The organism is Curtobacterium sp. AC268 (assembly GCF_979258745.1).
The window spans coordinates 1373787-1397900 of record NZ_OZ409878.1 but is presented as its reverse complement, the minus strand read 5'-3'; the positions used below and the strand labels follow the sequence as shown (position 1 = coordinate 1397900).

The 24114-nt window shown below is 70.3% G+C and carries 23 protein-coding genes and 1 pseudogene; 11 read left to right on the top strand and 13 right to left on the bottom strand.

What is annotated here, in order from left to right:
* The first annotated feature begins 138 nt into the window (after nucleotides 1–138).
* The 9 genes and pseudogenes from ACZZ9K_RS06590 to ACZZ9K_RS06550 all read left to right on the top strand — a co-directional run bounded on the left by ACZZ9K_RS06590 (nucleotide 139) and on the right by ACZZ9K_RS06550 (nucleotide 9581).
* Complete coding sequence (locus tag ACZZ9K_RS06590; RefSeq protein WP_463443622.1) at nucleotides 139–1704, top strand: alpha/beta hydrolase family protein; 1566 nt, start codon at nucleotides 139–141, stop codon at nucleotides 1702–1704.
* Nucleotides 1704–1967, top strand: a pseudogene (locus ACZZ9K_RS06585) (hypothetical protein); the annotation flags it as partial. The gene ACZZ9K_RS06590 and the pseudogene ACZZ9K_RS06585, both read left to right, overlap by 1 nt.
* Nucleotides 1968–2000: 33 nt before the next feature.
* Nucleotides 2001–2432 (top strand): hypothetical protein, encoded by a 432-nt coding sequence (locus ACZZ9K_RS06580; protein ID WP_463444767.1) that lies wholly within the window; start codon nucleotides 2001–2003, stop codon nucleotides 2430–2432.
* 53 nt (nucleotides 2433–2485) lie between these two features.
* Nucleotides 2486–2989 carry a tetratricopeptide repeat protein gene (locus ACZZ9K_RS06575; protein WP_463443621.1) on the top strand — a complete coding sequence of 168 codons (504 nt, stop codon included), beginning with the start codon at nucleotides 2486–2488 and terminating at the stop codon, nucleotides 2987–2989.
* A 115-nt stretch (nucleotides 2990–3104) separates the two neighbouring features.
* Complete coding sequence (locus ACZZ9K_RS06570) at nucleotides 3105–4019, top strand: cation-transporting ATPase (protein WP_463443620.1); 915 nt, start codon at nucleotides 3105–3107, stop codon at nucleotides 4017–4019.
* A 204-nt stretch (nucleotides 4020–4223) separates the two neighbouring features.
* Nucleotides 4224–5891 carry an ABC transporter substrate-binding protein gene (locus tag ACZZ9K_RS06565; protein WP_463443619.1) on the top strand — a complete coding sequence of 556 codons (1668 nt, stop codon included), beginning with the start codon at nucleotides 4224–4226 and terminating at the stop codon, nucleotides 5889–5891.
* Nucleotides 5888–7648 (top strand): dipeptide ABC transporter ATP-binding protein, encoded by a 1761-nt coding sequence (locus ACZZ9K_RS06560; RefSeq protein ID WP_463443618.1) that lies wholly within the window; start codon nucleotides 5888–5890, stop codon nucleotides 7646–7648. Before ACZZ9K_RS06565 ends, ACZZ9K_RS06560 begins: the two co-directional genes overlap by 4 nt.
* Nucleotides 7645–8580, top strand: coding sequence for an ABC transporter permease (locus tag ACZZ9K_RS06555; protein WP_259410060.1), 936 nt, complete (start codon nucleotides 7645–7647; stop codon nucleotides 8578–8580). Before ACZZ9K_RS06560 ends, ACZZ9K_RS06555 begins: the two co-directional genes overlap by 4 nt.
* The gene (locus ACZZ9K_RS06550; RefSeq protein WP_027466175.1) at nucleotides 8577–9581 is read left to right on the top strand and encodes an ABC transporter permease; all 1005 of its coding nucleotides are present in this window, start codon (nucleotides 8577–8579) and stop codon (nucleotides 9579–9581) included. Before ACZZ9K_RS06555 ends, ACZZ9K_RS06550 begins: the two co-directional genes overlap by 4 nt.
* A 44-nt stretch (nucleotides 9582–9625) precedes the next feature.
* Here the strand turns inward: ACZZ9K_RS06550 and ACZZ9K_RS06545 are convergent, their stop codons facing one another.
* From ACZZ9K_RS06545 to ACZZ9K_RS06510, 8 genes are all read right to left on the bottom strand, one after another.
* Nucleotides 9626–10615, bottom strand: coding sequence for a squalene cyclase (locus ACZZ9K_RS06545; protein WP_214521401.1), 990 nt, complete (start codon nucleotides 10613–10615; stop codon nucleotides 9626–9628).
* Nucleotides 10616–10665: 50 nt separating this feature from the next.
* The gene (locus tag ACZZ9K_RS06540; protein WP_463443617.1) at nucleotides 10666–11130 is read right to left on the bottom strand and encodes a DUF2087 domain-containing protein; all 465 of its coding nucleotides are present in this window, start codon (nucleotides 11128–11130) and stop codon (nucleotides 10666–10668) included.
* Entirely contained in the window at nucleotides 11130–12449 is a 1320-nt protein-coding gene (locus ACZZ9K_RS06535) for a GNAT family N-acetyltransferase (protein ID WP_232750461.1), read from the bottom strand. Before ACZZ9K_RS06535 ends, ACZZ9K_RS06540 begins: the two co-directional genes overlap by 1 nt.
* A gap of 608 nt (nucleotides 12450–13057) precedes the next feature.
* The gene (locus ACZZ9K_RS06530; RefSeq protein ID WP_463443616.1) at nucleotides 13058–13489 is read right to left on the bottom strand and encodes a hypothetical protein; all 432 of its coding nucleotides are present in this window, start codon (nucleotides 13487–13489) and stop codon (nucleotides 13058–13060) included.
* Entirely contained in the window at nucleotides 13455–14270 is an 816-nt protein-coding gene (locus ACZZ9K_RS06525) for a signal peptidase I (RefSeq protein WP_463443615.1), read from the bottom strand. The genes ACZZ9K_RS06530 and ACZZ9K_RS06525 overlap by 35 nt, the downstream gene beginning before the upstream one ends.
* Nucleotides 14267–15163 (bottom strand): hypothetical protein, encoded by an 897-nt coding sequence (locus tag ACZZ9K_RS06520; RefSeq protein WP_463443614.1) that lies wholly within the window; start codon nucleotides 15161–15163, stop codon nucleotides 14267–14269. Before ACZZ9K_RS06520 ends, ACZZ9K_RS06525 begins: the two co-directional genes overlap by 4 nt.
* The gene (locus ACZZ9K_RS06515; RefSeq protein WP_463443613.1) at nucleotides 15160–15738 is read right to left on the bottom strand and encodes a TasA family protein; all 579 of its coding nucleotides are present in this window, start codon (nucleotides 15736–15738) and stop codon (nucleotides 15160–15162) included. The genes ACZZ9K_RS06520 and ACZZ9K_RS06515 overlap by 4 nt, the downstream gene beginning before the upstream one ends.
* A 45-nt stretch (nucleotides 15739–15783) precedes the next feature.
* Nucleotides 15784–16338, bottom strand: a complete 555-nt coding sequence (locus ACZZ9K_RS06510) for an alternate-type signal peptide domain-containing protein (RefSeq protein WP_071404262.1) — start codon at nucleotides 16336–16338, stop codon at nucleotides 15784–15786.
* A gap of 393 nt (nucleotides 16339–16731) precedes the next feature.
* On the opposite strand from ACZZ9K_RS06510, the gene pnuC reads away from it, so the two are divergent.
* The gene (gene pnuC, locus ACZZ9K_RS06505; protein WP_071404263.1) at nucleotides 16732–17397 is read left to right on the top strand and encodes a nicotinamide riboside transporter PnuC; all 666 of its coding nucleotides are present in this window, start codon (nucleotides 16732–16734) and stop codon (nucleotides 17395–17397) included.
* 90 nt (nucleotides 17398–17487) lie between these two features.
* Complete coding sequence (locus ACZZ9K_RS06500; protein WP_138803989.1) at nucleotides 17488–18120, top strand: TetR family transcriptional regulator C-terminal domain-containing protein; 633 nt, start codon at nucleotides 17488–17490, stop codon at nucleotides 18118–18120.
* 25 nt (nucleotides 18121–18145) lie between these two features.
* On the opposite strand, the gene ACZZ9K_RS06495 is transcribed toward ACZZ9K_RS06500, so the two are convergent.
* From ACZZ9K_RS06495 to ACZZ9K_RS06475, 5 genes are all read right to left on the bottom strand, one after another.
* Complete coding sequence (locus ACZZ9K_RS06495) at nucleotides 18146–19366, bottom strand: ABC transporter permease (RefSeq protein WP_463443612.1); 1221 nt, start codon at nucleotides 19364–19366, stop codon at nucleotides 18146–18148.
* Nucleotides 19363–20298 carry an ABC transporter ATP-binding protein gene (locus ACZZ9K_RS06490; RefSeq protein ID WP_463443611.1) on the bottom strand — a complete coding sequence of 312 codons (936 nt, stop codon included), beginning with the start codon at nucleotides 20296–20298 and terminating at the stop codon, nucleotides 19363–19365. Before ACZZ9K_RS06490 ends, ACZZ9K_RS06495 begins: the two co-directional genes overlap by 4 nt.
* A gap of 234 nt (nucleotides 20299–20532) precedes the next feature.
* A complete protein-coding gene (locus ACZZ9K_RS06485; RefSeq protein WP_463443610.1) occupies nucleotides 20533–22191 on the bottom strand; it encodes a glycoside hydrolase family 13 protein in 1659 nt (552 codons plus the stop codon).
* A gap of 43 nt (nucleotides 22192–22234) precedes the next feature.
* Entirely contained in the window at nucleotides 22235–23149 is a 915-nt protein-coding gene (locus ACZZ9K_RS06480; protein ID WP_027466185.1) for a carbohydrate ABC transporter permease, read from the bottom strand.
* On the bottom strand, nucleotides 23149–24105 hold the full coding sequence (locus tag ACZZ9K_RS06475; RefSeq protein ID WP_138803985.1) for a carbohydrate ABC transporter permease: 957 nt from the start codon (nucleotides 24103–24105) through the stop codon (nucleotides 23149–23151). The genes ACZZ9K_RS06480 and ACZZ9K_RS06475 overlap by 1 nt, the downstream gene beginning before the upstream one ends.
* Nucleotides 24106–24114: the final 9 nt, after the last annotated feature.

Below are 24114 nucleotides of genomic sequence, written 5' to 3'. Positions count from 1 at the left end.
TTCTCGTTCATCGATAACAGCGGACCCCAGCCCATCTTGCGGGTCGTCGATCCTCGGCACCACGACGCAGTCCGAGATCATGCATTGCCACGCGGAGCTGTCGCGTACGAGTGGGACGACGAAGGGTCCCGGTTCGTCGTGCAATCGACCGAACAGGTCGGCCCATCAGCACCGACTGGCTTCTACCGAACAACCGATCTCGAGTATCTGACAGCAGACGGTTCGTACCGCGCCGCCGCCACCACCACCGTCACAGTCTTCGAGGCCGGTGATGGTGGTGCCGAACCGATGCAGCACGTCGTTCCCTTCGAAGGCGTCGGTGACGTCGGATGGCTGCCGGGAACGGACGACCTCGTCTTCACAGCGCCGGACCAGACCCGGCTCAGCGATGGAGGCGCGGTACGGGACGTGTACCGCTTCACGACGAACGATGCGTCCTCAGTCCGCCTGTCGTCCGGAAGGGCGAATCTGTTCGGCGCGGTTGCTGCCATGGACGGGGCTTCGGTGCTATCCCTGGGGGTCGAGGTCTCGGACGCCGGACACAGCCTCGGCTACGCGAGCATCGGAGTCTGGCGGACTCCGCTCTCGGGTACCGGCCCCGTCCGCCTGACGCCTGAGGAACTGAGCGTCAGCTACAGCTCGCAGACGTTCGTCGAGACCGAGGCCGCCGTGTTCTTCGCCTACGACGACGACGGCGACGTGGTGTTGGGCTCAGTGGCGCTCGAAGGCGGGCCTGCAACGGCGCATCACGTGGCCCCTGAACGTTCGCAGGTGAACGTGTTCGCCACGTCCGCTGACGGCTGCGTCATCACCGCCGCGGTGACGACGGCCGACTCAGCTGGGGATGTCCTGATCCATGCCGACGACTGGACGTCCTGGACGACCGACTTCGGCGGTGCGCTCGTCGATCAGCTCGGTCCGATCCCGTACACGAGCATCGCCGCCGAGGACGATGACGGCTTCGAAGTGCGCGGATGGCTCGTCGAGCCAGCGGGGTCGGGCCCGCACCCGCTCGTGGTGTTGATCAAGGGTGGCCCGTACACACAGTTCGGGTACGCGATGTCCGGTCATGCTTCGTTCGAGGAAGCCCGCTATCTCCGGGAAGCCGGCTTCGCTGTCGCGATGTGCAACCCGCGCGGGTCGTCCGGCCGCGGTCAACGTTTTGCCGAGTCCCTCGGCACAGCAGTAGCTGAGAACACCGAGCGATCCATCCTGGCGTTCATCGAGGCCTGCACTCGAGCGTCCCCGATCGACCGCAGCCGTCTGGCGCTGTTCGGCGGATCGTTCGGCGGCTACATGGTCGCGTGGCTCATGAGCCGAGGACTCGGGTTCGCGGCTGGCATAGCGGAACGCGGTTGTTACGACCTCGTGCTCCATCGTGCCGCGAGCCCAGGCGGCACGAATCTCGTGTCGGCGCTGTGGGGGACTGATGACGAGGACCTCGTGCGGCAGAGCCCGATCACGCACGCAGAGTCCTTCGATGGCAGCCTGATGATCCTCCACTCGGACCGTGACGGGCACGCGCCGTTCGTCGATGCACAGGCATACCAGTACGCGCTTGCTCGGCGAGGGAAGGACGTCGAGCTCTGCATTGCGGTCAACGGCGATCACGAGCTCTCCAGGTCCGGCCCAGTTGAACAGCGGCTCGCCCGGGTGGAAATGGTCACCCGTTGGTTGAGTGAGCGGATCGGCCGGGTCTCCTGATGTGCCGGTTCCTCGCCGCTGCCAGTCGGTGGCCAAGGCGGGCCGACGACGTGATCGATAGGGCCACAATCCAGCGCCTGGTCGGTCTCGCGGGCCGTCATCGGGATGGGTGGGGCCTTGCCTGGCTCGATGAAGGAGGCGATCTCGCGGTCGTTCGAACTGAGCGGAGTGAATCGTCCCTAGCGGAGTCGTGCGCGGACGGCACGCTCAGCCGTGTGCTGCACTCCGCCGAGAGCCGGTACCACGTCCTCCATCTCCGCGAAGCGTCGCCCGGTCTCGGACGGTCACTGGCCAGCGTGCAGCCGATCACCGCACCCGGACACGCCTTGGTGCACAACGGTTTCTGTGACCCGGTGAGCGCGATGTGGGACCTCGTGGAAGAGCTCGCAGGTGCCCGCGTGGCTCCCCACCCGGCTCGGACGGACAGTGCATACCTTCTGCAGCTCGCATTGTTGTTCCGCGCCAGAGGGGTGGAGCGTCCACTGTGGGAAGCCGCTGCATACGCGGCGCTGCGGTTCCCCGACGCCTGTCTGAACGCAGCGCTGCTGTCGACCCGGGGGCTCCAGGTCGTGTCGATCCAACCGGCGAATGCCACCGAAACTCCGACGATCGACTACTCCAAACTTCAACGAACTGTCCTGCCCGGAGGGACCGAGTTGATCGGGTCCCACGGCGTGCTCGATGCCGGGAGCACGTGGGTTCCCGACCGGACCGCTGTCGACCTGTGAGTCGTCGAAAGACGCAGAACGCCGTGGATCCGCCCTTATGCGACACTCTTCGGATGAGCGCAACCAACCTCGACGAACAGCTTGATCAGATCTTCGAAGACCGCGACCGTACCGACATGTCCAGAACCATCGCTGCGCTCCTTCCACTGCTCGACCAGCACCCGCTGAACCCGAGGGTGCTGTACGAGGTCGGTGGTGCCTACGACACCGCAGGGGAGGAGGCAACCGCCGTCGGGTTCTACGAACGCGCGATGCGGGCTGGACTGGAAGGCGACCTGCGCCGCCGCTGTGCGCTGCAGTACGGAAGTACGTTGAGGAACCTCGGTCGTCTCGATGAATCGTTCGCGGTGTTCGCCGAAGCCCGTGAGCGTTTCCCTGAGTCAGCATCGCTGGCGGTGTTCGAAGCGTTGACGTTTCATGCAGCGGAACGTCACGACGCCGCCGTCGCTAGCCTCCTTGCGACGATCGCGCATCACGTCCAAAGCGCGGACATCGATCGGTACAAGCCAGCGATCCGGGGAAATGCGGAGTTCGTCGCATCGCTCGACGCGTCCTGAGAGGAACCGCGCGTGCGGCTGCGTTCCTGATTCACAGTTGGTTCTCACGGCGTAGGCGGTGGGTTCGCCGCTGTGCCCCTGGGCCTTCACATGTGAGGACGCAAAGGTGGGGGGCATGGCGAACCTCAACCGCATCCTCGGCATGGCCTCCAAGGCCATCGACAAGCAGCTCCAGAAGCGTGGGCAGGGGGGAACCGCGCCCGGCGCCGGATCGCAGCAGGGCGGGACCGACTGGCGCGGCATCGTGCGCAGCGCCGCGGACAAGCTGACCGGCGACGACCGGAACCAGCAGCAGCCGCAGCAGTACGGCCAGCAGCAGCCGCAGCAGTACGGCCAGCCGCAGCCGGCGCAGTACGGCCAGCCGCAGCAGCACGGTCAGCAGCAGCACGGGGCCGACTCCGACAAGGTCGCGCTGGCGAAGTACGACTACCTGCTCCGCACCTCGTCGCCGGAGCAGCTCGAACAGGTCCACCACGACGCCTTCGCGCGGCTCACCCCCGCGCAGCGCCAGCAGGTCCGCGACCGCCTGAACTCCGAGCTCCCGCCCCACGAACACCTGCGCGACGACTCGGCCGGCGGCATGGCCCGTGCGATGACCCGCGGTGAGATGTCGCGTCCGGGTCTGGTCCGACGGGTCCTCGGTGGTTCCGGCCGCAACGGCAACGGCAACGGCAACGGCCGCGGCCGCGCCGGGGCCTTCGCCGGTGGTGCAGCGGTCGGCGCCGGCGCGATGGCGTTCGGTGGCCTCGCCGCCGCGGTGGCCGGGGGAGCGGTGCTGAGTGCCGCCGCCGGGCCGGTCCTGGCAGGGGCCGCCGACCTCGGCGTGGACTTCGAGGGCATCGCCTCGGGCATGGGCGACCTCGGGCTCGGTGACCTCGGCGGTGGCGTCGAGGGGCTCTTCGGTCAGGGCGAGCAGCTCCTCGGCGGGTTCGGCGAGCAGGCCGCGGGCCTCGGGGAGCAGGCATCGGGCCTCGGCGAGCAGGCGTCGAACCTCGGCAACGACTTCCTCGGTGGGCTCTTCGACCGCTGACGCCCTGCTGTGCGAACGCATCGGGAATAGCGGGACGGCGTCCGGCGCTTGCAATGTTTCGTCGTGCGTCGTCCGTCGCACGCGAGATTCGGACGGGCCACCGTCGCGGTGTCAGGATGGACGCCGCCCGGCGGGTGAACCGTTCCGCCGTCGCAGCGACCGCCACCGCGATCGCGACCCCCTTCCCCGAGGAGCAGCACCGTCATGAGACGCCCCAACCGCCTGACGATCACCGCGGCCGTCGCCGCAGCAGCAGCCCTGGTCCTGACCGGCTGCTCGGGTGGGGGTTCGTCCGACGACGGCGCCGAGGGCACGGCGAAGGGCGGCACGCTCAACATCCTGACGCCGCAGACCACGTTCCACCTCGACCCCGCGACCAGCCAGAGCCTCGGCATCACGTCGATGGGCCTCGTCGCCCGACGGCTCACCACGTGGGACGTCGAGCCGGGCAAGACGGCGAAGGTCGTCCCCGACCTGGCGACCAACACCGGGGTCTCGAGCGACGACGGCAAGACCTGGACCTACACGCTGAAGGACGGCGTCGAGTTCCAGGACGGCACGCCGATCACCACGAAGGACATCAAGTGGGGCATCGAGCGCTCGTTCGCGCCGACGCTGAGCGGTGGCCTGAGCTACCACAAGTCGCTCCTGGTGGGCGGTGCCGACTACAAGGGCCCCTTCGACGGCAAGTCGCTCGACAGCATCGAGACCCCGAACGACAAGACCATCGTCTTCAAGCTGAACGACGCGTACGGCGACTGGCCATGGCTCGCGTCGATGCCGGCCTTCACGCCGGTGCCCGAGGGTGACGGCAAGGACACCGGCGCCTACGACCTGAAGCCGGTCGCGTCCGGCCCGTACCAGGTGCAGTCGAACACGCAGGGCTCGCAGGTCACGCTCGTCCGCAACAAGAACTGGAGCGCGAAGACCGACGAGGTCCGCACCGCCGGCCCGTCGAAGATCGTCTTCAAGGAGAGCCAGGACCAGTCCACGGCGACGCAGACGCTGATCGCGGACAACGGCGACGCCAAGAACTCGTTCGGCGCCATCTACCTGGGTGCCGCCGAGCTCAACCAGGTGCGCAGCAACCCTGCAGCCCAGGACCGCCTGGCCACGTCGAAGGCCGGCCCGATCAGCTACATGGCGATCAACACGCAGCGCGGTGAGCTGAAGGACCTCAAGGTCCGCCAGGCGCTGCAGTACGCGGTCGACCGCAAGTCCTTCCGGATCGCCGCCGGCGGCGCGATCGCCGGTTCGTACGCCTCGACGCTCATCACCCCGGGCATCGCCGGGCGCCAGGACTACGACCTGTACGAGACGAAGGCCACCGGCGACGTCGACAAGGCGAAGCAGCTGCTCAAGGAGGCCGGCGTCAGCAACCTGAAGCTGACCCTCGTGACGCAGAACGACCCGACCTACCTCGCCCAGGCGCAGGCGCTGCAGTCCGGCCTGAAGCGTGCGGGCATCGCCGTGACGCTCAAGCCGCTCGACTACGACTCCTTCACCCAGGCGACCACCAACGGCACCGACTTCGACCTGTCGCTGTCGAGCTGGCAGCCGGACTTCCCGAGCGCGAACGCCAACCTGCAGCCCCTCTACGACTCGTCGCAGATCGGTGGCGGTGGCTACAACGTCTCGAAGTACAGCAACCCCGAGGTCGATGCCCTCATCGCGAAGGCGAGCTCCACGGTCGACCAGGACGACGCGCAGAAGCTCTGGGCCCAGGCGGACCGGAAGATCATGGCCGACGCTCCGGTCGTGCCGCTGATCTACGCGAAGCAGTCCTTCCTCGCCGGTTCGAACGTGCAGAACTTCCAGATCGCGGACTTCCCCGCGTACCCGAACTACCTCAAGGTCTCGCTCAAGCAGTGACCGAACCGATCCTGCAGGTCGAGGGGCTCCGCGTCGCGTTCGGCGACGCGGAGCCCGTCGTCCGTGACGTCTCCTTCGACCTGACGCCCGGCCGGGTCCTCGCCCTGGTGGGGGAGTCCGGCTCGGGCAAGTCCGTCAGCGCCATGAGCGTGCTCGGGCTCCTGCCGCCGCAGGCCTCGGTGTCGGGCAGCGCCCGGTTCCGTGGCGAGGAACTCATCGGTGCCCCCGTCGAGACGGTCCGCTCCGTCCGGGGTGCGGGCATCGGCGTGGTGTTCCAGGAGCCGATGAACTCGTTCACTCCGGTCCTCTCGATCGGCACGCAGATCGCCGAGGCCGTCCGGGCACACCCGACCGGGCTCGACCGCGCCGGGGTCCGGGCACGCGTCGACGAACTGCTCGGTGACGCCGGGCTCACCGACCCGGAGCGCATCCGGAAGGCCTACCCGCACGAACTGTCCGGCGGCCAGCTCCAGCGCGCGATGATCGCGATGGCCCTGGCCGGCGACCCGGTCGCACTCTTCGCCGACGAGCCCACGACCGCGCTCGACGTCACCGTGCAGGCCGGCATCCTCGACCTGCTGCGGCGGCTCGGCCGCGAGCGTTCCCTCGCCGTGCTGCTCATCACCCACGACATGGGCGTGGTCGCGGACGTCGCGGACGACCTGCTGGTGCTGCGCCGCGGCGACCCGGTCGAGCACGGGACCGTCGCCGAGGTCTTCGCCCACCCGACCGCCGACTACACGCGCGAGCTCCTCGCAGCCGTCCCGAGCCTGGAGGGGCGTCCGGCGTCCGCAACGCCGGCTGCGGACCCGGACGCCCGGGCCGGCGAGCCCGGCTCACGGGCCCAGCGACAGCTCACGGCTCCGGGTGCGCGTGAGGTGTCGCCCAGCGCGAAGACCGCTGCGGTGCGCGACGAGGCGGACGCGAGTCGCGCCTCCCGGCCGCCCGTCGCGCGCCTGCGCGACGTCGCCGTGCGGTACTCGCGCCGAGGCGGACCGACCGTGTCCGGCATCGACCTCGACCTGCACGCCGGCGAGACCGTCGGCCTGGTGGGCGAATCCGGTTCCGGGAAGTCCACGATCGGGCGCGCGCTCGCGGGCCTGGTGCCCGTCGTCGCCGGCTCGGTCGAGGTGGACGGCAGCGACCTGCGCACCGCTCGCGGACGACGACTGCGCGAGCTGCGCAGTCGGGTCGGCATCGTGTTCCAGGACCCGGCGTCGTCGCTCAACCCGCGACAGACCATCGGCTGGAGCATCGCGGAACCGCTGCTCGTCCACGGCACCGACTCCGCCGCCGACCGTGCCGAGCGGGTCCGTGAACTGCTGACCGCCGTGCAGCTCGACCCGACGTGGGCCGAGCGGTTCCCGCACCAGCTGTCCGGCGGCCAGCGGCAGCGCGTCGCCGTCGCGCGTGCGCTCGCGCTGCGGCCGGCACTCGTCATCGCCGACGAACCGACCTCGGCACTCGACGTGACGGTGCAGGCCGCGGTGCTCGACCTGCTCGCCGGGCTGCAGCGGGAGTTCGGCTTCGGCATGCTGCTCATCAGCCACGACCTCGCCGTCGTCCGCCAGCTCGCCGACCAGGTGATCGTGCTGCGCGACGGCCGGGTCGTCGAGCGGGGGAGCACCGACGCCGTGCTCGACGACCCGCACCGGGACTACACGCGCATGCTCCTCGCCGCAGCGCCCGTCGCGGATCCCGTGCGACAGGCCGCTCGCCGCGAGGCGTGGCGTGCATGGGAAGGAGTGGCCTCGTGACGGCCAACGTCGTCGACCGACCGGTCGCACCGTCCGGCCGCACGACCGGCTTCCGGGCCGTGGTGCGACGCATCCGGCAGGACCGCTGGGCGGTGGCCTCGGCCGTCGTCATCGCGGTGTTCCTGGTGGTCGCCGTGGCGGCCCCGCTCATCGCGAAGCTGTCCGGGCAGGACCCGTACTCGTACGACATCGACGCCCTCAACTCGTTCGGTGCGCCCCGGGGTGCCGGCGGCGGCATCAGCGGAGACCACTGGTTCGGGGTCGAGCCCCTGACCGGACGTGACCTGTTCTCGATCGTCACGTACGGTGCGCGGACCTCGCTCGGCATCGGACTCGCCGCGACCCTGGTGTCGATCGTCATCGGCGTGCTCGTCGGCGTCACGACCGGGTTCTTCGGGGGCTGGTACGACCGGGTGCTCTCACGGGTCGTCGACGTGATCTTCGGCTTCCCGTCGCTCGTGTTCATGATCGCCCTCACCGCGATCGTGCCGTCGACGTTCCCGAAGCCCGTGCTCGTCGTGCTCGTCATCGGGTTCTTCGGCTGGCCGGCCGTGGCCCGTGTCGTGCGGGGGCAGACGCTGTCGCTCGTCAGCCGCAACTACGTCGTCGCCTCCACCGCGATGGGCGCCGGGCGCTGGCACGTCATCCGCACGCAGCTGCTGCCGAACCTCGCCGCGACCATCACCGTCTACGCCACCATCTCGATCCCGTCGATGATCGGTGCCGAGGCCGCGCTCTCGTTCCTGGCCGTCGGCGTGAACCCGCCGACACCGTCGTGGGGTCGCAGCATCGGCGACGCCATCGGCTGGGTGCAGACCGATCCCATGTACCTCGTGTTCCCCGGAGCCGCACTGTTCCTCATCACCCTCGCCTTCAACGTGCTCGGTGACGCCCTGCGCGACGCCCTCGACCCACGAGGAGGCACCGCGTGAACGCCGCCACCCTGCGGTTCCTCGCGATCCGCGTGCTCGGGGCCGCCGTCGTGCTGCTCGTCGTCGCGGCCATCACCTACGCGCTCTTCATGCTCCTGCCGACCAACCCGGCCCGGGCGATCTGCGACAAGCCCTGCACGCCCGACCGGCTGCGGGAGGTCCAGGCGTTCCTCGGTACCGACAAGCCCTGGCTCGCACAGTTCGGGGCCTACCTGGCCGGCATCTTCACCGGCCGGACCTTCGGCAGCGGCAACAGCGTCATCGAGTGCGCGGCGCCGTGCTTCGGGTACTCGTTCCAGCTGCACGAGAGCGTCACCGAGCTGATCCTGGCGCGCCTGCCCGTCACGGCCTCGATCGCCGTGGGCGCCGCCGTGCTGTGGCTCGTCGCCGGGGTGTTCGGCGGCACCGTCTCGGCACTGCGCCGTGGCACCTTCGTCGACCGGGCCGTGATGACGGTCGCGGTCGCCGGTGTCTCGTCCCCGGCGTACCTGGTCGGGCTGCTCGGCATCCTGCTGTTCGGGTTCGTGCTGGGGATCCTGCCGACGAGCGGGTACGTGGCCTTCGGCGACGACCCGGTCGGCTGGTTCACCCACCTGATCCTGCCGTGGTGCGTGCTGGCCTTCATCAGCGCTGCGATCTACGCCCGGTTGACCCGTGGTGAGATGCTCGAGTCGATGTCGCAGGACTTCGTCCGGACCGCCCGTGCCAAGGGGCTGCGGGAGCGCCAGGTCGTCGTGCGGCACGGGCTCCGGACGGCGATCCTGCCCGTGGTGACGCTGTTCGGGCTCGACCTCGGGTCGCTGCTCGGTGGCGCGGTCATCACCGAGAAGGTGTTCTCGATGCAGGGTCTCGGCGCGCTGCTCATCGACGCGGTGCACACGCTCGACCTGCAGGTGGTCGTCGGCTTCACGCTGTTCTCGGCGCTGCTGATCGTCACGGCGAACGTGATCGTCGACGTGGTCTACGCGTTCGTCGACCCGCGCGTGCGGCGCCGGGCCTAGGGGCGCCGCACGGTGCGAGGTGCCGAGCCTCGCACCGTGCGAGGTCAGCCAGCCGTTGCCGCGCCGTCCCACCACCGCAGGACCCGCGTCCCCATCAGGGTGAGCCACTTCGAACGTTCTCCCGCCGGCACGTCGACCTCGAACCACTGCCGCCCTGGTGCACGTTCACCTTGGGTCCAGGTGCCGTCGGCGTTGCGAGCCGCCCGGACGAGGTCGATCGCCTCGGCAGCACGGGGGTCCGGCGGGGTCCCGTCCTGCAACCCGGCCGCTCGCAGGTGATCGGTCGCCCGAAGCGCGGTGTAGATCCATCGCGACGGGTACGCGAAACGGTGCACCCAGGAGCCGACGAGCTCGCCGTCGGACTTCCGGTACAGCAGCCGCCGTTCGAGCAGGTACTCGGCTCCGCGGTGCCGGGCGGCGCGGAGCTCCGTGGCGCGCGGGTGTGATCCCTCGGACAGCTGCTCGTGCTGCAGCAGCCCGTCGAGCACGTTGAGGGTCGAGTGGAACGACGACACGGTGGACCCTTCGACCCACTCGCAGTTCCAGCCACCGTCGGCGAGCTGGTGCTCGAGCATCCACTCGGCGATGTCATCCACGTCCGCACCGAGCCAGGTGCCGTTGGCGAGCGTGAAGGCGTTGATGCAGCAGTCCACTTCGCCGCCCCAGTACGGCAGGTCGTCGTAGTCCCACCGACTGTTCTCGGCGAGGCGCACGGCGGTGTCCCCGAGCACAGCGGCGTCGAGCCCCCAGTCGCGCAGCGTGTTGAGCGACCAGGTCGTCGCCGTGTAGGGCTGGCCGGGGGCCTGGGCCTCCGGACCGTCGGGGTCGAAGTCGGCGGGGAAGTACGAGCCGCCAGCCCACTGTCCGTCCGGGTCCTGGCGGGCGAGGAGCGCTGCGCCGAACCCCTCGGTCGCGACCCGGGCACGGGTGGCCTGCCACGTCGCGGCGGGGGCGTCGACGAGGTCCCGCTCGACCTGCCAGCGCAGTGCCGGGTCGGAGGCGACGAGCCAGTCGACCACCGTGTCGTCCGTCATGGCGGGGAGACTACTCGCTGCTGCGCGCTGTGCGGGAAGACCCAGCAGCCTCAGGCCGGACGACGCACCATTCGGTAGACCGAACCGTCGTCGGTGCGCGTCAGGACGCCGAGGTCCACGGCATCCCGGCGCACGACGGACACATCGGTCGCGAACATGCCGACGGCCGCGTTCAGGACGGGCTCCGGCACGGCTCGGTCCGGTCCGAGTCGCTCGAACACGAGCTCGACGATCCGGACGGACAGCGCATGTCGTTCGACGTCCTTCACCGGCATCCGCTCGATCCGGTCGAACTCGAGCACCGCGGCCGGCGACTGCAGTCGCTGGAGTTCGCGTGACGTCCGGCCGAGCACCGACACGTCGGGACCCTCGTCGGTGAGCCAGTCGAACGAGTCGATCGCAGCCCGGGTGCGGTCATCGACGGGGCTCCCACCGAGCGCGGCCGCACGCAGGGCAGGTGACGCCAGGACGGAGACGACCTGACGCGCACGCCCCACCACGCGGCCGACGTCCATCAGAAGTACGTGATGCCGTGCGGCGTCCGGGGCGGCAGCAGCATCGCGCGGAGCAGCTCCACCGACGCCGGGTCCGTGGCGCGGACGAGCCCCGCGGCGGCCAACGTGACGGGGGAGACGGAGCCGATCAGCAGCGCACCGAGCTCCGCGACGTCGAGCTGGACGTCAGACCCGGCCACGTCGACGTCGTCGGCGATGCGCGTGACGGTGCCACGGGCCTCCTGGACGTCGAGGCGGTACGTGCCGGTGGTGAAGCCGAGCGCGTCGGTGACCCCGAGTGTCAGCGATCCGTCGACGGCGAACGGCCGCGAGGCCAGCACCGCGGGCACGTCGAGCACGCGCAGCCAGACGTGGTCCTCTTCGTGGTCGACGTCGTACGCACGGTTGTCGCCGAGCGCCGCGACGATGGGGTCGTCGAGGCGGGAGCGGTTGTACTTCACGACGTCGTTGAGGTCGACCGAGAGCAGGAACTCCCACAGGGCGGTGTAGGCCTGGTCGTCCGCGTACACCAGGTCGACGATCTCGAGTGCGGTGTCGGAACCGCGGTCCTCCTTGACGCGCCAGGTGACGTAGCCGTCGATCTCGTCGGAGCCCTCGGGACGGTGCACCGCCGCACGGACGTCCTTCGCCTTCTGCCCGTCGTGGCCGAGCAGGCCGAACACGATCGGCCAGGTGCCGGTGTTGCGGACCATCGAGCCGGGGGTGCGGACGTGGAACCGGTCGAAGACCGCCTTGCCCGGGCCGTCGGCGAGCCACTGCGGCGTCACGACCGACACCGTGCCGGAGGTCGGGGCGAGCAGGGGGAGCGCGCGCTCGCGGCGGACGTGCACGGCACGCTCGCGGATGGCGCAGCCGAAGCCGAAGCGGCGGTAGATGGTGCCCTCGGACGCGGTCAGCGACGCGACGGCGTAGCCCTCGGCGACCCCGCGCTCGAGCGCGTGCGTCATCATCCGGCGCAGGATGCCGCGGCGACGCTCGGTCGGGCGGACGGTGACCGCGGAGATCGCCTGGGTGTCGACGGAGGAGCCGTCGCCCCAGCTCAGCGCCTTGCGGAACCACGTGAAGGTGCCGGCCGGCCACGTCTCGTCGACGGACCCCGGGAACGGCTCACGCACGTAGACCCCGAGGAACGTCTCTTCGTCGGCGATGAAGTGCGACGCCATGCGGGCTGCGCCCTCGGCGTCGGGGTCGGCTTCGTGGAAGCCCATCCCGACGGCCTGCATCCACGCTGCCGTCTCGGCGTTCGGTGCCCCCTTGTCGTCCGTCCCGGGCGCGAACTCGCGCAGCTCGTAGCGGTCGTCGAATGCCTCGTTGCTCACGCTCCGACACTATCGGGACCGGGTGACGTCACGACAGGCGCGTGGTCGGTCCGGTCGGACTGGAGGCGCGGATCGCGTCCGGCGGACCGTGTGCGGTGTGGGGGGTGGCCGGTTCCGGTGCTGCGGAGCACGGTGCGCGGTTCGTCGGTGCACGGTGCACGGTTCGTCGGTGCACGGTGCGCGGTGCGCGGTTCGTGGGTCGGGGCGGTGGAGATGGCTCGGTGCGTGGTCGTGGCGGGGCACGGGGCGGGCAAGTTCGCACGGGTCGGACGATCCGGCACGGTGCGCAGACACGAGGAACCGGCACGCAGAACGAACCCGGCGCGGTGCGGTTCCGTGTTCGCGTCGTCGGGGCTCGCCCGGAGCCGCACGGTGCGGGGTTCGTGGGCCAGGGCGGTGGAGGTGGTTCGGTGCGGGGTCGTGGCGGGGCACGGGGCGGGCAAGTTCGCACGAGTCAGGAGATCCGGCACGGTGCGGTTGTGTGGCTCTGAGCACGAGCTCGCACCCAGAGTGGGAACGCGCACGGAGTCTCCGGCACTGCACGGTGCGCGTGTCCGCGGAACCGGCACTGCACGACGAACCCCGCACCGTGCGATTCCGGTGCCGCGTCAGTCGGTCGCGCCCCGCGGGGGGTTCACGAGCAGCCCGACGCGGTCGTCCAGGTAGTCGGCGAGGGCGACTGCGGCGCCGGCGGTCGGGGACCACCGGACCGACGGCACGTCGTCGATGACGACGAGCACGCCCTCGGTGCCGATCAGGGAGTCGTCGACGGGGATCGGGGCGGCACCGTGGTTCACCGTGTCACCGGCGCCGAAGTGCCCCTTCGCGGCGGCGGCTCGGTAGGCGCGACGGACCTCGGCGGAGACCGACTGGTACTGCGACCGACCGGGTTCGGTGACGCGGGTGATCGACCCGGTCGCCCAGACACGGCCGGCGGTCTCGGGGGACGACCCGATCAGGAGCGCCCCGACCCGCCACACCCGACCGAGGGGCCGCATCGTCGCGTCACGACGGATCCCGAGGACGGCCTTCGGCTGCACGTACTCGCCGAGTGCTTCGTCCGGGACGTCCGCGGCGCGGAGCCGTCGGGCCGCTGCGTCGAGGAGCTCCCGCGCCCGCTGCACTCCGTCCGTCACGTCCACCGAGCCTAGACCGGGTGGTGGTCGTCGTCTCGGCCCTGGTCTCGGTGGTGGTCCGCTCGACGTGGTGCGCTGCGCTGCGTCGTCCGTGGCTGCGGCGTCCGTGGCTGGCGCCGACGCGGCCGGTGCCGGCTCGGCGACGACGTGCGGCGCTCACGAAGCCCGCGGTCATCATGACCGCACCGTACGTCAGGAGCACGCCGGCGACCGCGGGGATGAGCCAGCTCCGCGACCCGTTGACGACCTGGTTGACGATGCCGATCTCCGGCACGGAGTACCAGACCACGCCGCGGATCTGCACGGCCGTGACCGGTGCCGGGTCGGCCTCGGCGTTGTTGTCGCCCTTGAGCACGAAGGTCCGCTCGCCGTCCGACGACGACGACACCGAGACCACGCGGTGGCTGACGACCGCGGGCTGGCCGGACACGATCTGGTACGTGACGACGTCGCCGACCCGGATGTCGTCGATCGGGGTCGGACGGACCACGAGCAGCGTCCCCGGGGGCAGGGTCGGCTCCATCGACTGCGTGAGGACGGTGAGCGGCATCGAGCCCGTGGCCTTCGGCACGACGATCAGCACGACCGCCAGGGCGGCGACGAGCAGCAGGAGCCCGGTGCTGAGACCGAGCACGACGGCGTGGACGACGGCGCGCCAGCCGGTGCGCGGGGTGGGGGTGCTCATGCGCCGCACCGGATCGCCGCCCCGTTGTCCTGCGTGAAGAGCGTGACCTTGCCGGTGCCCGCGACGGTCGACGTGGGGTTGCCGGCGCTGTCGAGCACCTTGACGGTGACGGTCAGCGTGCCCGCGGTGCCGGCGCTCGCGGGGACGTCCGGCGGCGCGATCGTGATGAACGCGGAGTAGTCCTGCGCCTTCTGCCCGACCGGCGTCGAGCCGACGAAGGCCCCGTACCAGGTGTCCATCGGGCGGTTCGCGGCGTCCCAGCGGATCTCGACGTACCAGCCGCCGTGGTCGGTGCAGACCAGCGACGGGGTGGTGTCGACGGTCGCCGCCGGGGTGGTCAGGGTGAAGCCGCCCGCGACGACGCCCGAGGTCCAGGTGCCGCTCGTGACGGTGAGGTTGACGTTCACCTTGGCGGTCGAGCCGGCCGGGGCCGACGACTGCAGGGTGCTGCGGGTGCACCAGACGGCTGAGGCGCCGGCGGCGAGCTTCGCGCTCATGCTCGGCAGCGAGGCCCAGGTGCCGGTGACGGATCCGGTGCCCACGGCCGTGCTCGTGGTGCAGCCCGCGGTCGAGGCGACCGGCCAGGCGACGACGGTGACGGCCTTGGCGAGCGCGGTCGAGCTGCCGGACACGACGGAGACCGTGGTGGTGGCGGTGCCGGCGAGGGTGCCCGAGTCGGTCAGGGTGATCGGCTTCGTCGTCGAGGTGACGCTCGACGAGAACGCCGTGGTGAGGGCGCTCGTGCCGCTGATCGACGCCGCGATCGTGCCGACCGTGGTGCTCGCCGCGGTGGTGCCCGACGCGCTCCACAGTGCCCACGCGGCGCTCGAGGTACCGCCGACGAACAGGGCGGTGAGGAGCACGGCGATGAGGAGCCGGAGGCGGCGGTTCATGCGGAGACCTGCGTTCCGGTGACGGTGAGGGTGAAGTCGGTGGTGGCGCCGGCGACGGTCTGCGGGGCGTCGGTGTCGAGGGCCATCTCGAGGCACGCTGTGCCGCTGACCCCGGCCGGCAGGGTGAATGCCCCGGTACCGGTGTCGAAGGTGGCGAGCCGCCCGCTCGTGCCGGTGAGCCCGGGCACGCACTTCGCGGTCGAGGACACCATCACGAGGTGGAGCGTCAGCTCACCGGTCGCCGCCGCGACGGACGACTTCGAGGCCGTCGTCGTGACGCGCATCGACAGCGGGACCGACCCGGTGTTCCGCACCGTGAAGGTGCCGGTGGTGCTCGTGCCCGGCCCGAGGACCGCGGTGTTCATCGCCGTGGTGCTGCTGACGCTGACGGTCGCCGTGGCGGAGCGCACCGTGGTGGCCGCCGTACTGGCGGTCCCGTTCCAGAGCGCGTACGTGCCGCCGGTGCCGAGGAGTGCTGTTCCGACCGCGACGACCAGGGCGAGCGTGACCGGCCAGACCCAGCGGTGCCGTCGGGCTGCGCGGTGGCGTCCCGTCGTCCGCGGTGTGGCGGTCACGTGCCTGCTCCTGGTCGTCGTGGTCGGTGGGGTGCGATCGGTGGATCAGGAACCGATCGCGGTCTGGGTGAGCGTGAAGGCCAGCGCGCTGAGGTTGATCGAGCCGCCCTGACCGGTGGTCGCCGACGCGGGGAGCGTCACCGTGAAGACGACCTTGACGGTCGACGTGGACGAGGACGGCGAGACGACGAACGTGTTCGTGTTCGACGAGGACTGCACCACCGAGGCGCTCGTCGAGGTGACGGCCAGCGTCTTCGTCGTGGCGGCGAGCAGCGCGGCGTCACCGGTGATGCTCTGGTTGGCGTAGGTCAGGTTCGCCTTGAGGTCCTGGCCGGTCGCACCGATGTTCAGCGTCTGGGTGAACTGGAACGTGTTGCCCGGGACCATCAGGGCCTTCGTCGGGTCGATCGCGGTGGAACGACCGTTCGTGATGTCGGTCCAGGCACCGTCGTTGTTGGCGCTCAGTGTCAGGGTGCCGGCGCTCACGGCGGACGCGGCGCTCGAGGCACTGGCGTTCCAGAGGGCGAACGTGCCCGCGCCGCCGAGGAGGAGTGCGACGCCTGCTGCGCCGGCGATGGCACCGGTGACGATCTTGTGCATGGGGTGGATCCGTTCCTGCGTGCTCGGGGCACGCTGAAGCCCACCGGGGACATTCGGGCGTCGTGTCCGGTGGGGAGGTTGTCATCGACCCAGTGGTTGGAGGGGGTCGCGGCTGACCGGTGCCGAGAGCGGTCGCCGGGCCTCGGAGCGCAGGTACTGCTGCTCGGGCGGGCTGGACTCGCTCTGGTGTCGACGTTAGCTGTCCCCCAAAGTGCGGACAAGCGAGAACGCTCGTTCACCCGGACCCCAGAACGGGGGTCATTTTTGTCCCCGCTAGGGAGGACATGATTTGTACCCCGGTTTCTGGGTGTGCGCTGCGCGTCGGCAGAGCGATCACAGAAGGAATGCCGGTAGGCACGGCGTCGTTGCACCGTCCGGAAACGAGGAGGGCCCATGGACATCGTGCGCTGGTTGTTCGACGCGCAGATCGTCATCGGCGACCAGACGGTGCTCTGGCGCGAGGTGATCGGCAACGTCTTCGGGCTGCTCAGCGCCCTCGGGGGCATGCGCCGGAAGGTCTGGGCCTGGCCGGTCGGACTGGTCGGCAACGCCCTGCTCTTCACCGTGTTCATGGGGGCGCTCTTCGACACCCCGAACCCTGTCAACTTGCTCGGGCAGGCCGGCCGTCAGGTCATGTTCATCATCGTGAGCATCTACGGCTGGTACCGGTGGACGCACCGCCCCGAGGACGCGACGACCGTGATCGACCCGCGCTGGGCCTCCTGGCGGACCCGTCTGCTGCTCGTCGTCGGCATGGTCGGCGGCACCGCCTTGCTGACCCCCGTCTTCCGCGCGCTCGGGTCCTACGAGCCGGTGTGGAGCGACGCGTGGATCTTCGTCGGATCGCTGCTCGCCACCTACGGCATGGCGAAGGGGTGGGTCGAGTTCTGGCTCATCTGGGTGGCGGTCGACCTGGTCGGCGTGCCGCTGCTGTTCTCCGCCGGGTACTACGCCTCCGGGTTGATGTACGTCTTCTACGGCGTCTTCACCCTGACCGGGTTCTTCGTGTGGATGCGCCAGCGGGTGCGGCCTCCGGCGGCACCCGTCACCGTCGGCTGACCGCCGTGGTCGCGGCGCGCTGACGCCGCCGGGAGCACGGCCCCCGCTCTGGGACGAGACAAACGGCCCGGAATGCGCTGCAATGGTCGGATGGAACCCCTGCACGGCGAACGCGTCGAGGACGACGAGTCCCTCGCAGAGCGCACGGTGCGCGCGGCCATCCGCGCCTACCGGCTGCACCCGTTCGACGCGGTCGACGCGGCGGTCGTCGCCGAGGTGGCCGGCATCCCGCTCGAGACCGTCGAGCGGCTGTTCCCGACCTGGCACGCCCTGCTCCTGGTCACCTACGACCGGTGGGCGCAGCTGCGGGGGACCCGGCGGAAGAACCCGCCCACGTGCACGATCGAGCACGTCCGTCTGACCCTGGCCGAGGACGTCGCCGACCCCGGGCTCGTCCGGGTGCTCGCGGGGCTGATCACCGTGGCCAGCTCGGAGTCCGGGTTCGCCGAACTATTCCGCAAGCGGTTCGAGGAGTACGCCGAGCAGCTGACCGTCGGGCTGCAGCGCGACTTCGACAAGGGCTCGGAAGAGGCCGGCATCCCTGCGTACCAGGCTGCGACCCAGCTCCTCGCCGTCTACGAGGGGCTGCAGATCCAGATGCTGGTCCGCCCGCACATCGACGTCCTGGTGGAGTTCGACCGCGCGGTGAACACCCTGCGCCAGGGGTGGAAGCGGCACGCCGTCCCGTCGTGGGACCTCGACGAGGCACCTGTCCGCGTCTGACGTTGTGCGGCGCCGACCGGCGAGGTCAGCCCCGCCGGCCCCGCCGCCACGACAGCATCTGCCGCACCGTCACCTTCGACCCGTACTGCGCGACCGAGTGCCGGAACAGGTACTCCGCGAACCACAGCAGCAGCCCGGCGACGACGAACACCTCGACGATGCAGACCACCGACTCCGTCACGGTCAGGGCCCCGACGGCGTTCCGCACCATCGCGGTGATCGGCGTGAAGGTCGGGAAGTACGTGAAGAACTGCGCAACGGGCGACGTCGGCGTCGTCATCACGAAGAACGCCGCGTACAGGGGGATGATCAGCGCGAAGATCGCTGCCGACTGCAGGGCCGAGGCGTCCTTGATCGACGGCACGGCAGCCCCGACGGCGACGAACAGCCCGGACGCCAGCAGCACCCCGCCGACGAGCAGAAGCGCCCCGGTCACCATCCGCCACGGGTCGACCGTCAGCCCGCCGAGCTGCGAGGACACCAACGGCAGGGCGACGAGCAGCCCGACCAGGCCGGGCACGACGAACACGCTGACCTGCACGAAGCCGACGAGCAGCATCGCGATGACCTTGCCGCGGATCAGGTCGCCCGCGGTCACCGTGGTCAGGATCATCTCGGAGATCCGGTTCTCCTTCTCCTCGACCACGACGGTGACCATCCGGGCGGCGAGCAGGATGACGAGTCCGAAGAACGCGACGACGAACAGGAACGGCGGCACGACGGACAACCAGCCCGGCGCGACCCGGCCGTCGGCGTAGGTGGTGACGTCGGTGGCGGGTGGACTGCGGAGCAGCTGCACGGTCTCGGGGTCGTCGACTGACGCGGCGACGCTCTGCTCGAGCACCCGCTCGGCCAGCGACGAGTACACGCCGTTGGCGAAGAGCCCCCGGTCGGCGGCGTCGACCCGGATGGCCGTCGTGGACGGCGACGACGGGAACGCGATGAAGGCGTCGAGGTCACCGGACCGGACGGCGGCACGGTCGGCGGCGGCATCGGTGGACGGCGTCCCACCCCACTTCGCCGCCACGGACTCCGACACCAGGCCGGACTCGTCGACGTAGTGGAACGGGGTCTTCGTGGCGGACGACCCGGACACCACGGAGTTCGTGCCGGCGGCCTGCCCGATGCCGACGAGCAGTGACACCACCACGATGACGACCGGCAGCGCGAGGGTGCCGATCCAGAACGCGGGCTTCTTGACCGCGCGGACGAACTCGAACCGGACGACCGTGCCGAGGTTGCTCACGCCGCCGCTCCGTCCGACGACGCAGCGGCGAGGGCGTCGTGCCCGTAGACCTGCACGAAGATCTCGTCGAGCGGGATCCGGCGCATCTCGAACGCGGTGACGTGCACCCCGGCCGCGACCAGTTCCGCCAGGACGTCCGCACCGTCCAGAGCGGCGGCCTGGGTCGGGACCAGGTAGGCGACGTGCCCCTCGTGGCGGGCGAGCCGGTACAGCGACGACTTCGGTATGGGGCCGTCGAGCCCCACGCGGGCGACGGCGCCACCGAAGGCGTCCTGCACGTCGGGCACGGATCCGTACGCGGCGGCCCTCCCGTCCTTGAGGAGCAGGATGCGGTCGCAGAGCCGCTCGACCTCGTCCATGTGGTGCGTCACGAGGACCACGGTCGCGCCGTCGGCCTTCCGTTCGTCGACCAGGTCGAGCAGGAGCCGCCGGTTCACCGGGTCGAGCCCCTTGGTCGGCTCGTCGAGGATGAGCAGCCGCGGCCGGTCCATGATCGTGATGCCGAGCTGCACCTTCTGCTGCTGCCCGCCGGACAGCTTGTCGACGCGCAGCTTCGCGCGGTCGGCGAGCCCCACCCGGGCCAGGTAGTCCATGCTCCACGCGGTCGCCTCGGCTCCGCGGAGCCCGCGCAGGCGCCCGAAGTAGGTCATCACGTCGATGACGGACTCCTTGCGGTACAGCCCGCGCTCCTCGGGCAGGTAGCCGATGCCGCCGGTGGCCGGCCGGTAGGGGTGGCCGTCGATCATCAGCGTGCCCGCCGTCGCGGTGGTGATGCCGAGCAGGGCCCGGATCGTCGTGGTCTTGCCGGAGCCGTTGCTGCCGAGCAGCCCGAACGTCTCACCGGGGGCGACGTCGAACGACAGTCCGTCGACCACGTTGCGGTCGCCGAACCGCATCACGAAGTCCTGCACGCTGATGCTCGCCCCGCTCATGCGGTGACCCTACCGGGACTTTCTTCCCAGAACGGCCGCGATGGTATGCGAGAACGGGCGTACCTGGTCGGAACTTTCGACCCGGTACGCCCGTTTCCGGCAGGTACGCCGGTTTCCGTCGGGTAGCGCGGGTTCCGCGGGTAGACGCGGGCGACGACGGACTGGAGGCGCGGTGCCAGCTGGCACCGCGCCTCCAGTCCGTCATCCGGTCGCGCCCAGGGCGCGAGCGTCGCGTCAGGAACGCAACCAGGCCGTCCCCACGCCCGACAGGGCACCGTCGACCACGGGGGCCGAGGCGAGCAGCAGCTCGCCGACCGGCAGCGCGAAGGGCTCGTCGCCGAAGACCGTCACGCTGGTCCAGCCGTTCGGCCGACGGAACGCGAGCACGTCGTCGCGGCCGGTCTCGATCCACTCGAGCTGTTCCTCGGACTGCAGCTGGCCACGCAGGCCGAGCGCCTTCCGGTACAGGTTCAGGGTGGAGTCGGGGTCTGCGTCCTCGGCCTCGACGCTGGAGTCGGCGAACCACGCCGGCTGCGGCAGGTGCGAACCGTCCGGACCAAAGCCGAACGACGAGCCGGTGCGCGTCCACGGGATCGGCACACGGCAGCCGTCACGACCGACGTCGACGCCCGGGTTGCGGAAGAACGCCGGGTCCTGGCGGTCGGCGTCCGGGATGTCGCCGACCTCGTGCAGGCCGAGCTCCTCGCCCTGGTACAGGTAGGCCGAGCCGGGCAGGGCGAGCTCGAGCAGCGTGGCGGCCTGTGCGCGGCGCAGGCCGAGCGACCGGTCGAGCGCGTCCTGCGAGCCGCCGGCGAGCAGCCACGCGCTGCCCTGCTTGTCGGTGCCACCGGCGCGGGGCGGCAGGGCGTAGCGGGTGGCGTGCCGGACGACGTCGTGGTTCGAGAACACCCACGTGGTCGACGAGCCGGACTGCTCGGCGAGGCCGAGGTTGAACTCGATGATCGTGCGGAACTGTCCGGCGTCGAAGTCGGCCTCGAGCAGGTCGAAGTTGAACGCCTGCCCGAGTCCCTCGGCGCTGGCGTAGCGGGCACGGCGGTGGGCGGGGACCCAGGCCTCGGCGACCGCGGTGCGGGCCGGCGTGTACTCGTTGAAGACCGTCCGCCACTCGGCGTAGATCTCGTGCACGTCGTCGCGGTCCCAGAGCGGGTGCGTGCCGTCCTTCGGCATCTCGGCGAGCTCGGCCCAGGTGGGCAGGGTCTCGCCCAGGTCCTTCGCCAGGCCGTGGGCCACGTCGATGCGGAACCCGTCGACGCCGCGGTCGGACCAGAAGCGCAGGGTGTGCAGGAAGTCGTCGCGGACCTCGCGGTTCGCCCAGTTCAGGTCGGGCTGCTCCTTCGCGAAGCTGTGCAGGTACCACTGGCCGTCGCCGACGGCGGTCCAGGCCGGGCCGCCGAAGATGGAGATCCAGTCGGCGGGGGCGTCCTCGCCGGACGGCCCGCTGCCGTCACGGAACACGTAGCGGTCGCGGGCGGGGGAGCCCTTGGGTGCTGCGAGGGCCTCGCGGAACCACTCGTGCCGGTCGCTCGTGTGGTTCGGGACGACGTCGACGATCACCCGGATGCCGGCGGCGTGCAGCGCGTCGACCATCCGGTCGAAGTCGTCGAGGGTACCGAGGCGCGGGTCGACGTCGCGGTAGTCGTCGACGTCGTAGCCGCCGTCGGCCAGGGCGGACGGGTAGAAGGGGCTGAGCCAGACGGCCTCGATGCCGAGCGAGGCCAGGTACGGCACCCGCTCGGTGATGCCGGGCAGGTCGCCGATGCCGTCGCCGTTCGCGTCGGCGAACGAGCGGGGGTAGATCTGGTAGACGCTGGCCTGGCGCCACCAGGTCTCGTCGTGCGAGGTGGTGGCGGGCTGGGCGAGGGTGTCGGTCACGTCGGGCCTTTCGTGGGTCGAGGGGGTCGAGGGTGTGTGTCGGTCACTTGATGGCGCCCTGGGTCACGCCGGCCATCACCCACCGCTGGGTGACGAGGTAGACGATGATCGCGGGGGCCATCGCCATCAGGTACGAGGCGAACGACACGTTGTAGTTGTTGCTGAACTGCGTCTGGAACATCTGCTGCAGCACCGGCAGGGTCTGCAGCGCCGGGTCGGAGGTGATCAGCGACGGCATCACGAAGTCGTTCCAGGACGCGAGGAACGCGAAGATGCCGACGGTGGCGCTCATCGGTGCCAGCAGCGGGAACACGAGTCGCCAGAACACCTGCCCCGTGCTCGCACCGTCGATGCGAGCACTCTCCTCCAGCTCCGCCGGGATCGACCGCAGGAAGGCCGTGAAGAGCAGCACGCTGAAGGACAGCTGGAACATGACGTGCAGGATCGCGACGCCGAGCGGGTTGTCCAGGTGCGCCAGCCCGGTGAGCTTCACCTGCGACAGTGCGAGCACCGGGAACGGCAGGAACATCGCCGCGAGCAGGTAGAAGAACGACCAGCGGAACAGTCGTCGGTCCCAGTTCCGGGCGATCGCGTAGGCCGTGAACGAGGCGAGCAGGATCGTGCCGACGACGGTGATCGCGGCGACGAACACCGAGACCGCGAAGGCCCGCGGGAAGTCCGTCAGCTGCCACGCCTGCACGAAGCCGTCGACGCTGAACGGTGCCGGCAGCGAGAACGCGTTGCCGTCGACGGCCTGGCCGGTGGTCTTGAACGCCATCGTCAGCGTGACGTACAGCGGCACGAGCACCGACAGCGCGCACAGGACGAGGACGACGGTGACGGGCCAGTTCGAACGACCGCGGCCGGCCTTGCCCGAGCCGGAGGACCGGTCGGCGTCGACGGAACGGATGCTGCCGGTCGCGGTGGTCCCCGGTCGCAGGGGTGCTTGCAGGGACATCAGAGCGCTGCCTTCCCGCGGGTCGCCCGCAGCTGGATCACGGCGATGACGACCGCGATGACGAAGAAGATCGTGGCGTTCGCCATCTGGTAGGCGTAGTCGCCGCCGTTGAAGCCCTTGAAGATCGACATCGCGACACTGGTGGTCGAGGTGCCGGGGCCGCCGTCGGTCAGGCCGACGATGATGTCGTACGAGTTCAGGAAGTTCTTGAACCCGATGACCAGGTTGATCAGGATGTAGCCCGCCGTCAGCGGTGCGGTGATCGAGACGAGCTGCCGCCAGGCGCTGGCACCGTCGAGGGCGGCTGCCTCGTACACCTCGCCGGGGATCGAGAGGACGCCGGCGATGTAGATGAGGAGCGTCGACGGGATCGCCTGCCAGGCGGTGACGACCACGATCGCCAGCCACGCCAGGTCGGGGTTCGCCAGGATGCTCTGCTCGAGCGGCCCGAAGCCGATCGTGGTGGCGAAGGCCGGCAGGCTGTTCGCGAACAGGAACGAGAACACGTAGGCGATGACGATCCCCGAGATCACCATCGGCAGCACGAACACCGCACGCAGTGCGATCTTGCCGCGGATCTTCGACGTCAGCGCGATGGCCAGCAGGAACGCGATCGCGTTCACGACGATCACGGTGACGAGCGAGAACCCGAGCGTGAACAGGTACGCCTGCAGGATCGCGGGGTCGGAGAACACCGCGATGTAGTTGGTGAGCCCGGTGAAGCGGAACTCGCCGAAGCCGACGGAGTTCGTGAAGCTCAGCACGATGCCCATCACCGCTGGCAGCGTGATGGCGAGCGTGAAGAGCACCAGGGTGGGCAGCAGGAACGCCAGGAAGAGCGGGTCGACGCGGGGCTTGCGTCGTCCGTCCCGTCGTCCGGCCTGGAGGCCCGTGGCGGCTCCGCCACGGCGGCGGCGGTCCGCCGTCGTGATGGATTCGGTGGTCGTGGTTGCCATTCGGACGTC

What these genes read in the sequence shown, in the direction of transcription:
- ACZZ9K_RS06575 (WP_463443621.1), top strand. Translation starts at nt 2,486, where the DNA reads ATGAGCGCAACCAACCTCGACGAACAGCTTGATCAGATCTTCGAAGAC.
- ACZZ9K_RS06570 (WP_463443620.1), top strand. Translation starts at nt 3,105, where the DNA reads ATGGCGAACCTCAACCGCATCCTCGGCATGGCCTCCAAGGCCATCGAC.
- ACZZ9K_RS06565 (WP_463443619.1), top strand. Translation starts at nt 4,224, where the DNA reads ATGAGACGCCCCAACCGCCTGACGATCACCGCGGCCGTCGCCGCAGCA.
- ACZZ9K_RS06545 (WP_214521401.1), bottom strand. Translation starts at nt 10,615, where the DNA reads ATGACGGACGACACGGTGGTCGACTGGCTCGTCGCCTCCGACCCGGCA.
- ACZZ9K_RS06540 (WP_463443617.1), bottom strand. Translation starts at nt 11,130, where the DNA reads ATGGACGTCGGCCGCGTGGTGGGGCGTGCGCGTCAGGTCGTCTCCGTC.
- ACZZ9K_RS06525 (WP_463443615.1), bottom strand. Translation starts at nt 14,270, where the DNA reads ATGAGCACCCCCACCCCGCGCACCGGCTGGCGCGCCGTCGTCCACGCC.
- ACZZ9K_RS06520 (WP_463443614.1), bottom strand. Translation starts at nt 15,163, where the DNA reads ATGAACCGCCGCCTCCGGCTCCTCATCGCCGTGCTCCTCACCGCCCTG.
- ACZZ9K_RS06510 (WP_071404262.1), bottom strand. Translation starts at nt 16,338, where the DNA reads ATGCACAAGATCGTCACCGGTGCCATCGCCGGCGCAGCAGGCGTCGCA.
- pnuC (WP_071404263.1), top strand. Translation starts at nt 16,732, where the DNA reads ATGGACATCGTGCGCTGGTTGTTCGACGCGCAGATCGTCATCGGCGAC.
- ACZZ9K_RS06500 (WP_138803989.1), top strand. Translation starts at nt 17,488, where the DNA reads ATGGAACCCCTGCACGGCGAACGCGTCGAGGACGACGAGTCCCTCGCA.
- ACZZ9K_RS06490 (WP_463443611.1), bottom strand. Translation starts at nt 20,298, where the DNA reads ATGAGCGGGGCGAGCATCAGCGTGCAGGACTTCGTGATGCGGTTCGGC.
- ACZZ9K_RS06480 (WP_027466185.1), bottom strand. Translation starts at nt 23,149, where the DNA reads ATGTCCCTGCAAGCACCCCTGCGACCGGGGACCACCGCGACCGGCAGC.
- ACZZ9K_RS06475 (WP_138803985.1), bottom strand. Translation starts at nt 24,105, where the DNA reads ATGGCAACCACGACCACCGAATCCATCACGACGGCGGACCGCCGCCGC.